General features: G+C 40.6%; 14 protein-coding genes. 9 read left to right on the top strand and 5 right to left on the bottom strand.

The annotated features are described in order from the left end of the window. Positions 1-199: 199 nt before the first annotated feature. From WAX86_RS16835 to glgB, 3 genes are all read left to right on the top strand, one after another. Positions 200-2,662, top strand: a complete 2,463-nt coding sequence (locus tag WAX86_RS16835; protein WP_341489735.1) for a glycogen/starch/alpha-glucan phosphorylase — start codon at positions 200-202, stop codon at positions 2,660-2,662. A 115-nt stretch (positions 2,663-2,777) separates the two neighbouring features. After that, the gene (malQ, locus tag WAX86_RS16830) at positions 2,778-4,958 is read left to right on the top strand and encodes a 4-alpha-glucanotransferase (protein ID WP_065171835.1); all 2,181 of its coding nucleotides are present in this window, start codon (positions 2,778-2,780) and stop codon (positions 4,956-4,958) included. Between the two features lie 54 nt (positions 4,959-5,012). Beyond that, positions 5,013-7,160, top strand: a complete 2,148-nt coding sequence (gene glgB, locus WAX86_RS16825) for a 1,4-alpha-glucan branching protein GlgB (protein WP_341489800.1) — start codon at positions 5,013-5,015, stop codon at positions 7,158-7,160. A gap of 112 nt (positions 7,161-7,272) precedes the next feature. Here glgB and WAX86_RS16820 read toward each other — a convergent pair whose 3' ends face one another. From WAX86_RS16820 to WAX86_RS16805, 4 genes are all read right to left on the bottom strand, one after another. Continuing rightward, on the bottom strand, positions 7,273-8,919 hold the full coding sequence (locus WAX86_RS16820; RefSeq protein WP_068946367.1) for an ABC-ATPase domain-containing protein: 1,647 nt from the start codon (positions 8,917-8,919) through the stop codon (positions 7,273-7,275). A 178-nt stretch (positions 8,920-9,097) separates the two neighbouring features. Continuing rightward, on the bottom strand, positions 9,098-10,426 hold the full coding sequence (locus tag WAX86_RS16815; RefSeq protein WP_341489734.1) for an ATP-binding protein: 1,329 nt from the start codon (positions 10,424-10,426) through the stop codon (positions 9,098-9,100). Then, positions 10,416-11,075, bottom strand: coding sequence for a response regulator transcription factor (locus WAX86_RS16810; protein ID WP_005305028.1), 660 nt, complete (start codon positions 11,073-11,075; stop codon positions 10,416-10,418). The genes WAX86_RS16815 and WAX86_RS16810 overlap by 11 nt, the downstream gene beginning before the upstream one ends. Continuing rightward, positions 11,072-11,443, bottom strand: coding sequence for a PepSY domain-containing protein (locus WAX86_RS16805; protein WP_370466091.1), 372 nt, complete (start codon positions 11,441-11,443; stop codon positions 11,072-11,074). Before WAX86_RS16805 ends, WAX86_RS16810 begins: the two co-directional genes overlap by 4 nt. 209 nt (positions 11,444-11,652) lie before the next feature. Between WAX86_RS16805 and WAX86_RS16800 the strand changes: the two genes are divergently transcribed. The 4 genes from WAX86_RS16800 to WAX86_RS16785 all read left to right on the top strand — a co-directional run bounded on the left by WAX86_RS16800 (position 11,653) and on the right by WAX86_RS16785 (position 13,460). Further along, positions 11,653-11,979 (top strand): peptidylprolyl isomerase, encoded by a 327-nt coding sequence (locus tag WAX86_RS16800; protein WP_005305024.1) that lies wholly within the window; start codon positions 11,653-11,655, stop codon positions 11,977-11,979. Between the two features lie 178 nt (positions 11,980-12,157). Then, on the top strand, positions 12,158-12,490 hold the full coding sequence (locus tag WAX86_RS16795) for a hypothetical protein (RefSeq protein WP_341489733.1): 333 nt from the start codon (positions 12,158-12,160) through the stop codon (positions 12,488-12,490). Continuing rightward, positions 12,487-12,924 (top strand): hypothetical protein, encoded by a 438-nt coding sequence (locus WAX86_RS16790; RefSeq protein WP_341489732.1) that lies wholly within the window; start codon positions 12,487-12,489, stop codon positions 12,922-12,924. The genes WAX86_RS16795 and WAX86_RS16790 overlap by 4 nt, the downstream gene beginning before the upstream one ends. Positions 12,925-12,971: 47 nt before the next feature. Continuing rightward, positions 12,972-13,460, top strand: coding sequence for a GNAT family N-acetyltransferase (locus WAX86_RS16785; protein WP_158134006.1), 489 nt, complete (start codon positions 12,972-12,974; stop codon positions 13,458-13,460). Positions 13,461-13,532: 72 nt separating this feature from the next. Here WAX86_RS16785 and WAX86_RS16780 read toward each other — a convergent pair whose 3' ends face one another. Beyond that, complete coding sequence (locus tag WAX86_RS16780) at positions 13,533-13,706, bottom strand: hypothetical protein (protein ID WP_341489731.1); 174 nt, start codon at positions 13,704-13,706, stop codon at positions 13,533-13,535. Positions 13,707-13,923: 217 nt separating this feature from the next. On the opposite strand from WAX86_RS16780, the gene WAX86_RS16775 reads away from it, so the two are divergent. Together WAX86_RS16775 and WAX86_RS16770 are read left to right on the top strand one after the other, a co-directional pair. After that, positions 13,924-14,322, top strand: a complete 399-nt coding sequence (locus tag WAX86_RS16775; protein WP_341489730.1) for a hypothetical protein — start codon at positions 13,924-13,926, stop codon at positions 14,320-14,322. A gap of 128 nt (positions 14,323-14,450) precedes the next feature. After that, positions 14,451-14,699 (top strand): hypothetical protein, encoded by a 249-nt coding sequence (locus WAX86_RS16770; RefSeq protein ID WP_065171022.1) that lies wholly within the window; start codon positions 14,451-14,453, stop codon positions 14,697-14,699. Positions 14,700-14,887: the final 188 nt, after the last annotated feature.

Below are 14,887 nucleotides of genomic sequence, written 5' to 3'. Positions count from 1 at the left end.
ATTGTTCAATACTATAGATTGCATATGTACTTTTCAGTCTCCGCCCTCAAACTGCGGTGAATGTCACAAAATACAGGGAATTAACGTCACTACGCCCTTGCTACTCCTCCCTAATCTTTTCTTTTTAGGAGGATGTTTTTATGGCTCTCAGGGCGCAGGATAGAAAGTAATCGGACTAATCGAAGAGTGAGATAGCAACATGACAACTCGTGCTCCAAAACAGCATTTTGACAAGGAATTATTCAAAAACGCCGTTAAGAAACATTTGTCGGCAACGTATGCGCAAAGTAGCGCAACAGCATCATCTCGTAGTTGGTACTTAGCTTTAGGTCGTGCTTTAGCTGAAATTAGTACTGAAGGTCTATTAACCACTGCGGATGCGGTCGCAAAAGCTAATACTCGCAGTGTGAACTACCTATCTTTAGAGTTTTTGATCGGCCGTTTAACCGGAAATAACTTAATTAGCTTGGGCTTATATGAAGAAGTATCTCAAGCAATGGAAGAGTTGGGCCAAAACCTAACGGATCTATTAGAAGAAGAACGAGATCCTGCGTTAGGTAATGGTGGTTTAGGTCGTCTTGCTGCATGTTTTATGGACTCTCTAGCAGCTCAAGAATACCCAGCCGTTGGCTATGGCTTACATTATGAATATGGTTTGTTCCGTCAATCGTTTGAAGATGGTCGACAAACTGAAGCGCCTGATGCATGGCGTGGTGTTGAAGGTTATCCTTGGGAAGTCGTACGTCCTGAGTTGACACAAAACGTGGGTTTTTATGGCCATGTAGAGCTGTATCAAAATGAGCAGGGTGAAACTTGTTCACGTTGGATCCCTGGTATGTTCGTTGAAGGCATCGCATGGGACCTACCAATTATTGGTTATGCAAATAAGAGCGTTTACCCGCTACGCTTGTGGGAATGTCGAGCACCAGCTCCATTTAATTTAGCTCGTTTTAATGATGGTGACTATGTTGGTGCTCAATACAGTCAGCTAGAAGCCGCTAATGTCACGAAAGTTTTATATCCAAATGATAACCACGAGCAAGGTAAAGTACTGCGTCTAATGCAGCAATATTTCCATTGTGCTTGCTCAGTGGCTGATATCCTTCGCCGTCATAACGCATTAGGTCGCGATATTCATGACCTTGCGAAGTTTGAATCTATTCAATTAAATGACACTCACCCAACGATTGCGATTCCTGAATTAATGCGCATTTTACTGGATGAATATCAACTAAGTTGGCAGCAAGCATGGGCTATCACATCAAAAACCTTTGCTTACACTAATCATACTTTGTTGCCAGAAGCTCTTGAAACATGGAGTGAAAACTTAATAGCACAGTTGTTACCTCGTCATATGGAAATCATTTTCGAGATTAACCATCACTTTATGCTGCAAGTGGAAGCACATTGGCCAAATAATAATGAAGTAAAACGCAAGCTTTCGATTATCCAAGAAGGGCCTCAACGTATGGTTCGTATGGCTAATCTTTGTGTTGTTGGTTCATATGCAGTCAATGGTGTTGCAGCGCTACACTCAGAGCTAGTTAAGCGCGATTTATTCCCTGAATTTAACGAATTATTCCCAGGTCGTCTGCAAAATGTGACCAATGGTGTAACGCCTCGTCGTTGGTTGAAATTCTGTAACCCAGGTTTGTCTGCATTAATCAGTGAGAAAATTGGCACTGAATGGCCTGCGAAGCTGGAACAGCTATCTCAACTGGAGAAATTTGCAGATGATAAAGCGTTCCAGCAACGTTATATGGCAGTAAAGAAAGCCAATAAACAACGTTTTGCTGATTGGGTGCTTGATAATATGGGCATAGAGTTAGATACCAACGCTATCTTTGATGTTCAGATTAAGCGTCTGCACGAATATAAACGCCAGCATTTAAATCTGCTTCATATTCTATCGCTATATCATCGTCTACTGAATGAACCAGAATTTGATATGCACCCTCGTGTATTTATTTTTGCGGCTAAAGCTGCACCAGGTTATGCGTTAGCGAAAGATATTATCTTTGCCATCAATAAAGTGGCAGAGAAAGTGAATAATGACGCTCGTTTAGGCGGTAAGTTGAAGGTTGTGTTTGTGCCTGATTATCGTGTGAGTTTGGCTGAAATTATTATTCCAGCGGCAGATGTATCTGAACAGATTTCAACAGCAGGTAAAGAAGCATCAGGCACTGGTAATATGAAGTTAGCACTAAACGGTGCATTAACGATCGGTACTATGGACGGTGCAAACGTTGAAATTCGCGAAGAAGTCGGCGATGACAACATCTTTATCTTTGGTTTGCTTGTTGATGAAGTGATGAAAACCTTAGAGCAAGGTTATCAGCCATATGACTATTACCACAATAACGCCTTATTAAAAGCGGCTTTAGACCTATTACAAGGTGATGAATTTACACCAGGACAATCAGGTCAGTTACAAGCCATTCGCTATAACTTGCTTGATGGTGGTGACCCATACCTTGTTCTGGCCGATTTTGCAGATTATGTGAAAGCGCATGAACGTATTGATGCTGAATATCGTGACCAACAAAACTGGGCTCGTAAAACGATATTAAATACAGCATTAGTAGGTAAATTCAGTTCTGACCGCAGTATTCGTGACTATGTGAATAACATCTGGAAACTGACTGCGGTTCACCAGAAATAAGTTAAACCTATCTATAAATAGTTATCGGTATATCAGTGGCTTAGTATGGTGTCTAAGCCACTGCAATAATAAATTTGAATCGTTGCGATTGGGTTAGTCGCTAACGGAGATTTCAATGTTAGAAAATTCAGTACTAAAACACGTTGCTCATATGGCTGGTATTACAGATAAGTACATCAGTGCTTGGGGTGATGAAGCAACGGTTGAAGATGAAACATTAAGCCGTTTATTGGCTGCGCTTGGTTATGATGTTCGTAATGATGAAGCCCTATTAGAATCTGCGCGCAAAAAAAATCGTACTGAAGTATTAGCTCCAGTTAAAGTGATTCGTGCTGGTGAACCAATGCAGGTTGAGCTTCATCTTGGTGCCAGTGCTCGTGTTAGTGATTTCAGCTGGCGATTAGAAACAGAACAAGGTGAGGTTTTTGAGGGCTGGTTACAATCTCAATTGGTTGCAGATGAACGAGATGAAGGCCAGCCCCTTGTTTTCGCGTTACCGAATGATCTTGCTTGGGGTTACCATAAACTGACGGTTTCACGTAAGCGTCGCAAATCACCTTATGAAATGACTCTAATTGTTACGCCAACTGCATGTTATAAGCAGACTGCGCTTTTAAATAATAAAAAGCTCTGGGGCACCAGTGTTCAATTATATTCGGTACGTACCCAACATAACTGGGGTATAGGTGATTTTGGTGATTTAAAACAATTGGTTGCTGATATCGCGAAAAATGGCGGTGATTTTGTAGGCTTAAACCCAATTCACTCATTATTTCCTGCCAATCCTGAAGGGGCAAGTCCATATAGCCCATCATCTCGACGTTGGTTAAATGTTATTTACATTGATGTAAGTTCAGTGTGTGAGTTTGCGCAAAGTGATGCGGCCCAACAATTGGTGGGGAGTCATGAATTCCAGCAACGTTTAGCTGAAGCTCGCCAAAGTAACTGGGTGAATTATAGTGAAGTCGCATGCTTAAAAATGGCGGCCTTGCGTCTACTGTTTGATACGTTTGTTACGCGTCATTTAGAGAAAAACACAGAACGTGCAAAACAGTTCTTAAATTTTGTCGAACAAGGCGGTGAAAGTCTACTGCACCAAGCGGCTTTTGATGCATTGCATGCGTTATTAAAATCTCAAGATGACACCATGTGGGGATGGCCTGTATTCCCAGAATCTTATCGTCATTTTGACAATCAAGCAGTACAAACCTTTATTCAAGAAAATCAGCATGAAGTGCAGCTTTATATGTATTTACAATGGCTTGCTGATTGCCAATTAGCTGAAGTGCAGGAGTTGGCTGAAGAGAAGGGTATGGTGATGGGACTGTACCGAGACTTAGCAGTAGGTGTTTGTGATTCTGGTGCTGAAACATGGGCACAACATGGTGAGCTGTGTCTGGATGTGAGTGTTGGTGCTCCACCTGATATTTTAGGTCCACTAGGTCAAAACTGGGGCTTGCCACCATTAAATCCCGAGGTATTGGTTGAGCGTGCTTATCAGCCGTATATTGATCTATTACGAGCAAATATGCGCCATTGTGGTGCTTTGCGTATTGATCACGTGTTAGGTCTATTACGTTTATGGTGGATTCCAAAAGGTGAATCGGCTAAAGCAGGCGCTTATATGTATTACCCAGTTGAAGACCTACTGGCTATCTTAGCGCTTGAAAGTCATCGTCATCAATGTACGGTTATTGGTGAAGATCTTGGTACTGTGCCAGATGAAATTGTTGATAAGTTAGCGACTGCTGGTGTTCACTCTTACAAAGTTTTCTTCTTTGAAACTGCTGAAGATGGTGGCTATTTCTCTCCACGTCATTATCCAGACCAATCAATGGCGGCTTTATGTACTCATGATATGCCGACATTACGCGGTTTTTGGCATTGCGATGATTTAAAAATGGGCAGTGAGCTTGGTTTATACCCAGATCAAGATGCTCTGAACGGATTATTTGACTCTAGAGCAGAAAGTAAGCAAAGAATTCTTGATAGTTTGGATTGGCACGGTTATCTTTCACAAAACATTGGGCGCAATGCTGCATATGTACCAATGGACAGTAAGCTCAGTGAAGGTATGCAACTTCATCTGGCAGCTGGTGCCAGTGCATTATTAAGCTTGCAGCTAGAAGATTGGTTAGAAATGGATAAACCAGTCAATATACCGGGAACGGTTGATGAATATCCAAACTGGCGACGTAAATTGTCAACTACGCTAGATGACCTATTTACACGTCAGGACATTATCGATTTAACACGTCGTTTAACAGAAGCTCGTCAACAAGCGAGTGAGAAGTAAATTAGGAGTACCGCGTTGGACACAGGAATCGTGACACGCAGTGAAAAGGAATATATGCAGCTCGCAAGGGCTGCTTTTTCAGATCCATTTTCATTTTTAGGGCCGCAATACCACAATTTAGGTATTGCTCTTCGCGTTTGGATGCCAGGAGCTGATGCGGTTAGCGTTAAGACTCAAGCTGGTGATATTTATCCGCTTTCTCGTGATAAAGAAAGTGGATTTGTACTTGAAGGGGATCTGGACCTTACCTCTTCGCTTTATCAATTAATCATTAGTTGGCCTCAAGGCGAACAAACCATCAATGATCCTTACCAATTCCATCAACTCATCTCACACCCTCAAGCGTTAATCTCTCCCGAGCAAATGCACAGTGAGATGGGCGCTCAATTACTCAGTTTAAATATTGGAAATCAACCAGTTGCTGGTGTTCGCTTTTTAGTGTTTGCACCTAATGCATCGGCTGCCAGCATTGTGGGTAATTTCAATGGTTGGGACGGCCGTCGTCATCCCATGCAGCGCTTAGACGATGGATTATGGGGATTATTTATCCCAGGTCTTGAAGAGGGCGTACAATACAAGTACGAGCTAAAAGATGCTCAGGGTAATGGTCTTCCTCATAAAGCCGATCCTTGGGGATTCGCATCAGAACAATATCCATCTTTTACTTCACAAGTGTACGATCAGCACCGTTATCAATGGCAAGACAAAGCTTGGCAGACAAGAGCGGTCACTGAAAAGCATAAAGAAGCACTCTCATTTTATGAGTTGCATGCAGGCTCTTGGCGTAAAAATGCAGCAGGGGATTTTCTCTCTTATCGTGAACTAGCAACAGAACTGGTTCCGTACTTAGTTGAGATGGGATACACCCATGTTGAATTAATGCCAATTTCTGAGCATCCATTCTATGGTTCTTGGGGCTATCAACCGATAGGATTGTTCTCACCTACAAGCCGTTACGGTAGCCCTGATGACTTTAAGTATTTTGTCGATCAGTGTCACCAAGCTGGGATCGGGGTGGTATTAGATTGGGTTCCGGCTCACTTCCCATCTGATGAGCATGGTTTGGCTAACTTTGATGGTACTGCATTGTATAACGATCCCGATCCTCGCCGAGGCTGGCATCAAGATTGGCACAGTTATATTTATGACTATGGCCGCGATCATGTTCGCCGTTTCTTAGTCTCCAATGCTTTGTTCTGGTTTGAGCACTATCATATTGATGGTTTGAGAGTGGATGCGGTTGCTTCTATGCTTTATCTGGATTATTCCCGCGAGCATGATCAGTGGATCCCTAACTGTGATGGTGGCAATGAAAACTATGATGCGATTAGTTTATTGCGTTGGGTTAACGAAGAAGTTTATCGCCACTACCCAAATGCGATGACAATTGCAGAAGAATCAACGGCATTTCCTGGCGTTTCTCGTCCTACAAGCATGGGAGGGTTAGGTTTTGGCTTTAAGTGGAATATGGGCTGGATGCACGACAGCTTATCCTACATTAAAGAAGAGCCTGTTCATCGTCAGTATCACCATAATACGATTACCTTCCCATTGATTTACGCCTTTAGTGAAAATTACGTGTTATCGCTATCACATGACGAAGTGGTATACGGTAAAGGCTCACTCTTAAATAAGATGCCCGGTGATGAGTGGCAGAAAACGGCAAATCTACGTGCTTATTTGGGCTATATGTATGGTCAGCCGGGTAAAAAACTCAACTTTATGGGTACTGAAATTGCGCAAAGTGCAGAATGGGCTCATGAAGGGCAATTAGAGTGGCATTGGTTGCAATACCCAAGGCATGAAGGTGTTCAGGCTCTGGTTCGCGATCTTAATCATCTGTATCAAGATTTACCTCAATTACACCAGCTAGATTGTGATCCTGCTGGGTTTGAGTGGCGAATACAAGATGATGCTGAACGCAGTATTTTGGCCCATGAACGCTTTGATGAGCAAGGAAATAAAGTTTTAGTTGTAACGAATTTTACACCGGTTCCCCGTGAGAATTACCGTCTAGGTGTGCCTCAAGCGGGTGAATATGAGTTGGTACTCAATACAGATTCACCTCAATATTGGGGAAGCGATTACGCTATTTCTAATTTATTACCAACAGAAGCGATCGGTGCTCAAGGATTAGAACAATCGATTAATCTTACATTGCCGCCATTAGCCACGGTATTTTATCGATTTAATAAAGTGTAATCTGATCTCTATTTACTATGAGTTAGTGCACCTTTGGCTTATGGTATGAGAAATAAAAAAACCTCACTGTAAACGAGTGAGGTTTTTCTCTATTCTAGCTTTGCTTACTGAATTACTTAAACTCAGCCGCACGCATACGGTTTAGTACCGCCATTACTTCCATAACACGAGGTTTTGCTAGATCGCCGTAACGAGGCATCATTGTTGCCCAGTTTTCATTTAGCATCTGCGCAAACGCACGAACTGGTGCTTTTTCCCAGCCTTTATTCTGTGCCATCATAAACCACAAACAACCAATAGCATGAAGCTGACTTTGGTGTGCAATTTGTTCTAGAGCTTGCAGATCAACGAACTCACGACCAAAACGTAATGAATGTTTGTTCTTCGCTTGAATACGGAATTTGCCTTCTTCTAGCATTAATTTCAATGCTGAGCGGTTAAGCTGACGAGTACGTGGACGAGCGATGGTCTCTGAGCCTTCAAAGCTACGGCGAGTAGGGTGTGAAGCCACAACTTGACGCGCTTTCTCTGTTACATCAATCGCTTCGTAGTTATGCATTTGAATCACAGTATCAGCAACATCTAAGTAGTCACCAGAACCACCCATAATCAACATTACAGATACATCAAGTTGATCACGAAGTAGAGCGATACGATCCACCAGTGGTGTAATTGGTTCTTCATCTTTTGCGATCAAAGCCTGCATACGCTCATCACGAATCATAAAGTTTGATGCTGAAGTATCTTCATCAATCAACAGTGTTTGCGCGCCAGCTTCTAGAGACTCTTGTAGCCAAGATGCTTGAGAGGTAGAGCCCGATGCATCTTGAGTCGAGAATTTGGTCGTATCTTTACCCATTGGCAAATTGCTAATGTATGGAGAAAGATCCACATTATGAACACAACGACCGTCTTCTGCTCGGATTTTGGTTGCCGTTTCATCCGTTACAATGTACTCACGACCATCCCCTGGAATGTGATCGTAAACAGAGCTTTCGACCGCACCAAGTAGTGTTGATTTACCGTGGAAACCACCACCAACAATCATAGTGATACCTTTAGGGATACCCATACCACGGATTTTACCGTTATGTGGCGTATCCAGCTCAATTGCAAGTGCATCTGGGCTCTTAAACGGAATCGCATCAGGCATTGGTAATTGGCTGTTACCCGCAAGGCGAGGCAAGATACTGCCATCAGCAACAAACGAAACCAAATTATGTTCTGCTAGTTGATTACGAAGTGCTACTTGGTTTTCTGCAGCTTCACAGTGACGTTGTAACTCTTCCATTGGCAATTCGCGAGCAATTGTTGCACGACGAATGATTTTTGGCATGTGGAAAGTTAATAAATTCAGTGTACGCTTGGCAATGATCGTGCGGCCATCTGATGGCAGGTTAACACGAAAACGTAGTTCAATACCTTCATCATCAAAGACAACAGCAGTGCGGTCTAAAATCACTTGTCCTGGGCGATCGATTAAGATGGCATTTTCATGCTGTGCTAATTCAGCAAAGAAACGTGCCATAAAATCACGGGCAGCACGTTGATAATCAGCTGATTTATCACGTAACCATTCAAGATCTGTTAGCGACCAAGCTCGGCGAGCACGTACTCGAGACGCAGGAGCGAATGGGTCTGTTTGGACCGTATCGATAAAGAAATCAAAATCAACAAAATGATATTCGCCACGTAAGCTTGAATAGCTACGGTAGTTATGACGGTCAATTTTATGAAGTTTTGCTTCAAGTAATTGCATAGCGCCTCGATGTAATACGTTTTATATAGGTTTTGGGGGCAGGATATTACACTAAACTCATGATATTTGCATGTAAGTTTGATAACTGAGTTGCTTGAAAAATAAAGAAAGGCCGAAAACCCTATAAAGTAGAGGTATTCGGCCTTGATTCATCAATTTATCTAGCTTGTATATATCGCTAGTGACGAGGAAGGGGTAAGGTTAATTCAGCCTTTAAGCCACCTAATTGGCTACGGCTAAGCTTTAATTTACCTCGATAGCTGTGGCAAAGTTCGTTGACAATATTTAAGCCAAGTCCTGTACCAGGAGTACTCTCATCTAATCGAACCCCTCGTTTTAGAACTTCGCTAAACTCATTATCAGCAATACCTGGGCCATCATCTTCAATGATAATAGTCACAAAGCCGCTCTCATCACGAAGCTTATGTACTCGAATTAAACTACTGGCCCATTTGTAACTGTTTTCAATAAGGTTGCCAAGCATTTCATCCGTATCACGCTTTTCAACTGCGATCATTAACTCACTATCAAGCTCGTTAACTAAAACAACTTCTCTTGCCGCATACACTTTATCCATTGCCATCGAAATAGCATCTACCCGAGGTGCTGGGGCTGTTTTTAGACCAAGAATATTGGCCGATCCTGCCATTCGTGCTCGACCTAGATGATAGTCAATATGCTGTTGCAGTTGTTCGAGTGCTGGACGTAGCTTAGCTTGTTGTGTCGGCTCCAATAGTGCGACTTCATTGTTTAGGATCGCTATCGGTGTTTTTAAAGCGTGCGATAAATTACCAGAATGATTTCGTGCCCGTTCTAATACTTCTTGATAGTGGAAAAGAAGAGCATTGAGATCATCAACTAAAGGTTGGATCTCAAGTGGATATTCACCTGTAACCGTATTGATATTACCTGCGCGAACCTCTTTTAAATTACGTTGTAACTTACGAAGGGGCCAAAGTGACCATGAGATTTGCACGGTAATGAGAATCAAGATCCCTATCACCATAATACCAAGTAGAGCCCAGACTTGATGCGTTAGCTCTCGTATCGTTGTTACTAATCTATCTTGATTAATCGCAACCATAAGGTGAACAGGGTGATCACTTTCAGGTAATAAGAATTTACGTTCAACCACGATCAAAGGCTGTTTTTTCGGCCCTTCATAACCAGATTTTTCGTTACCGGTAATGGTTGTATCCCACAGTGAACGAGAACGTAGCTGTTTTTTGTCTAGGTTTAATGTCCAATATAGGCCACTGTACGGTGAATAAAATCTAGGGTTACTGAGTCTACCTTGTACTTTGATATGACCTGTCGGTGTTAGGTCGATCATGCCCGTTAATTGATCTAAATAGAGGTAGAGTTGCGTTTTTTCTTGTTCGATAAGATAGGTTTTAATAAAAGAGGGAACAAGATAACCCGTTAGCAGTGATATGACCGATAGCCACACAGCCGCTGCAATTAATAAGCGGCTGCGAATACTTCGACGAGGACGCTTATTTGGCATTGATTCGGTATCCTAAACCTCGGACAGTCTTGATAACATCAGTGCCTACTTTACGGCGAATACGACCAATAAAAACTTCAATGGTATTTGAGTCACGGTCAAAATCTTGTTTATAGATATGCTCGACTAACTCTGTACGTGAAATCACCTTATCTTGGTTATGCATGAGATAAGAAAGCACTTTAAACTCAAGCGCGGTTAATTCTACGGGCTGACCATGGAAGGTAACTTTAGAGCTGCGAGTATCTAATTCAAGTGGACCTGCTTGAATTACAGGGGATGTGTTACCAGTAGAACGACGTAACTGAGCACGTAAACGGGCAACCAGTTCTACCATTTGAAATGGTTTAGTAAGATAGTCGTCGGCACCGGCATTGAGTCCTTCAACACGTTGAGTTAGTTCACTTCGCGCACTTAAAATCACAATAGGACAATCGACATTTTCTTCTCGAATACCTTTTAGTACGGTGATACCATCCAGTTTAGGCAGTCCTAAATCCAGTACGATGGCGTCCCAAGGTTCTGATGTTGCACGATATAAAGCATCAATGCCATCTGTTGATAGTTCTGCTACCCAACTGTTTTGTTCAAGACCTGCAACAATTTGTTCACCAAGTTGGATTTCATCTTCTACAACTAGAATTTTCATTGGGTTAATCCTTTTAGAACGTGTTCAAGGCCACGCCCTTTAATTTCAATAATACTGAGAGTTCGAGCGTCATACTCGACTTTTATAATATGATTGTTGGGATCAATCAGTTTAAGTTCATATACCCACTCATCATCATCTTCATCGAGCTCGACTTTGATAATGCGGCCATTAAGTTGTTTTGCTACTTTGGCTTCAAGCGCAGAGTAGGGTTGAATAAGCCCCTGATCGACGGCTGCCATTACTTCATCATGGTCTTCGTCAATCTCTAGATTTGGGGCAGCATGAACAACAAACGTGATGCCCAGCAAGAAACCCAACAAGTATTTATAACGATGATATCTTTTCATAAGACAAATAATAGTCAACGAGCCATGAACAGAAGATGAATAATACATTTATGTTGCCAATCGCATTAGTTGATTGGTTATCCTCATTATTATGGCGATTTACCACCGAGGATACTTGCTACTTTGCGTGATTTGTCGCACACTTTCAAACAATTAAAGAGATAAACTTCGTGTTATTCTAAGTTGTTATCTCACGTTTATACTGACAATCAATAGGCTGATATCTCATGGCTTCTAGCGCACACGCACTTCACATCTTAGTTAAACATAAAGAATTGGCTGATGACATTCTAGAGCAGTTAAAGAAAGGTGCTAAGTTCCAAGACCTTGCAAAAAAACATTCAACTTGTCCATCTGGTAAAAAAGGTGGCGACCTGGGTGAATTTCGTAAAGGTGCAATGGTTCCTCAGTTTGATAAAGCCGTTTTTTCTGGTAAAGCGATTAGCACAAGCCAAGCTTTAAAGCTAAAGAATAATAACTTGCGAGGTTTGATCCCAGAGCCAGTAAAAACTAAGTTTGGTTGGCATGTGATCAAGGTTCTATACGTGTTGTAAGTTAGTTAGATATATTAAGAGAAGCTTACAAGAGCTTCTCTTTTTCTTTGTGGTTTTATTTGTAGCTATGATATTTATTTTTGGATTAAAGCCTCAAAATTAGTCATTCATTTTGCTCTCAATAATTTGTTGCTTCAGACTGAATTCCTATCAAGGTAACGTTTAATAGAGAATTCGAGTGGATATAAAGGAATATTGTAATATCAATGAATATAGACTCAGTGAGCGTTCTGTTAATGCGGTTCATCAAATAAATAATACCGTTGAACTTGGTAACTATACAGCAACATTTGCAGCCGCTTTACCATTGGTTCAGATATTCTCTAATCCAACACCTCATGAAGTCATTAAAGAAATTACGACATATGACTGGGAAGAGTTTTCCTCAGGAATGATGTCTGCTAATAAAATAGTAAGACGAAAAGTTGAAACTATCGCTGAGCAAGAAGCGTTTTTTGGTGATGGACAGGATTCTACTTTTTGGAAGTGTGTTACAGAGGCCGTAAGATGAAGAAACTAGTAGCATTTATTGGAATTTTCTTTCCTATAATAGCTATCTCGACGCCATTAAAGATGGCTGAAAAGAATTATTTCCAACAGATAGAATATTGTAAACAACAGAAAAGAAGTGTGGGGAATGTTTCTGATTCTTGGTTCAATGCTCAAGACTTAGCCAAGAAGAAAGCAATAATTTTTAAACTATATCAACATGCTTATCAGCTTTGTTATGAAAATGAAGAGCGAGAATATGCATATCAAGCTGTATTACTTGCAGCAGAATCTGGCGACAAGTCTGTTTTAGATTCTATAATCCAGCTTAAAACGCCACACAATAAACAAGATTGGTCAATGTTAACATTGGATGATGAGAAGGAAATTCAACGTTTATCTGAGACTGAATTATTTAAAACGCCATTTGATTTATTTAGTGTGATGATAAAGTAAGATATGTATGGTATAGCCCATTGAATAGCAAGGGTTAAGATAGCAATATGGCTGAAGATAAAAATATCGAGATAAAAGTAACCATTCGTCCATATCAAGAACAAGATGCTGAACATTTATGGTCTTTATTATTTAATACCATCCGTAGTGTTAACATTCGTGATTATAGTCAAGAGCAAGTCGAGGCGTGGGCTCCAAAGCCTCACAATGCTAAAGCTTGGCGAGATCGTGTAAATCAAACTCAGCCATATATTGCAGAGCTAAATGGGGTCATTGTGGGCTTTGCTGATCTTCAATCGGATGGGTTAATCGATCACTTTTTCTGCCATCACCAATATCAAAGACAAGGCGTCGGCTCGGCACTAATGGCGCATATTTTTATCAAGGCTCAAGAGCTGGGGTTACAGAAGCTGTATTCAGAAGTAAGTATCACCGCAAGACCATTTTTTGAGCAATATGGTTTTAAAGTTGTTACAGCACAGAAGGTGGCACTACGAGGTATAGTACTTGATAATTTTCTTATGCAAAAAGTGTGATTAGCACAAAACGATCCGCTATTTAAATAGATAACTTATCGCTTTGTACTTTACGGTGTTTATATAACAATATTACGCAACGCGATGACTTCGATGATCAGCAATACTTTGATCACAGGTGTTACGATCTCGACAGTGCTTATAAAGCTGTTTTATTTCAGTTGGGCGATCGTGGCGGTTATCATGATCACAAGAAGAACACCCTACCAACGTTAAGAGAACAGCACATAAAATAATCGGCTTCATGACATACACACTCTCAATTTTCCTTCTGAAATTCTATCTAATTTCTGCTACAAAATAGATAGCAAACAAAATCTGTGAAAAATACAGATGCTAATAGGAAAGATTTTTAAAAACAGAATGTTAATGAGACATAATCCACAGATTCTAATCTTTTCTTCTTCTTTTTTTCCTCGCCATCTACAGTATTAAATAAGGGAGAAAAAGGAGTTAGATTGGAATGAAAGGATTTATTCTAAAAGCGGCCAAAAGCGCAATATTTGCATCAATTATTGGAAGTAGCGTGGTATTTGTCGGGATTATTGTCACTATGATACCTCATCACTTACAACAACTTGTTTGGCTAATGAAAGGAGCTGTAGCTTATTATCTGTTTGCAGTGGTATGTTCTATTTTAATGCTATTTGTCTTTACACCCATTTATTGGTTGTTACGGCAGTTAAATTGGAACAGCTATGCTTTAGTGACGGCTTTTGGTGTGTTTCAAGTGTTCCTCATTTTTCGATTTCAAATTCCAATCAGCGAAATCTATTTTCCTATTGCTGGTGGTATTGTTTTTGCTCTTTTTCACCATCAGTTTATGACGACTAATAAGGGACAACAAAACTCTCTGATATAAAGAATTGATTGTTCATTATAATAATTCCATTGATTGTTCCTATTGATACAACAGGGTAAAGCAAGTGTTAATTGTGTGTTCCTTTAGGTATGTTTATTGTGAAAACATAATAAAAAGGAATAATCATTATGAATAACGTGAAACTAACTCAATTTATCGCAGAGATTTTACGGCTTGAAAATTTCAATCCCAAAGAGTGCGAATTGGAAAATATCAAGAAAGATTTGATAGCCACTATTGATGCTAAACGTTTTATTAACTACAGTATTTTCCGAAATATTGTTGCTGAACACGTGGTATCAATAACGAAAACTTGCTTAGATGATCTAGATCGTCACGATCTCTCTCAAGATATTATTCGCGCAGACATTTTGTAGTAAAAAGTAATAGGCAGGGTAGATTGTTTACTCTGTCTAATATTTTGGTTACGAATCTATTGTTTGCAGATTAATCTTCTAGGTTATTCTGGATACACAAAGACATAAAAAATGCTCTTTTATTCCTAAAACAACCTAAAAACCTTTCCTGTGTCACATTATTAATGAAAAATACGCGCTAATTATTC

This window comes from Photobacterium damselae subsp. damselae (genome assembly GCF_038086725.1).
Lineage (GTDB): Bacteria > Pseudomonadota > Gammaproteobacteria > Enterobacterales > Vibrionaceae > Photobacterium > Photobacterium damselae.
Note: the sequence above shows the minus strand (reverse complement) of the source record. Positions and strands in the feature narration are given on the sequence as shown.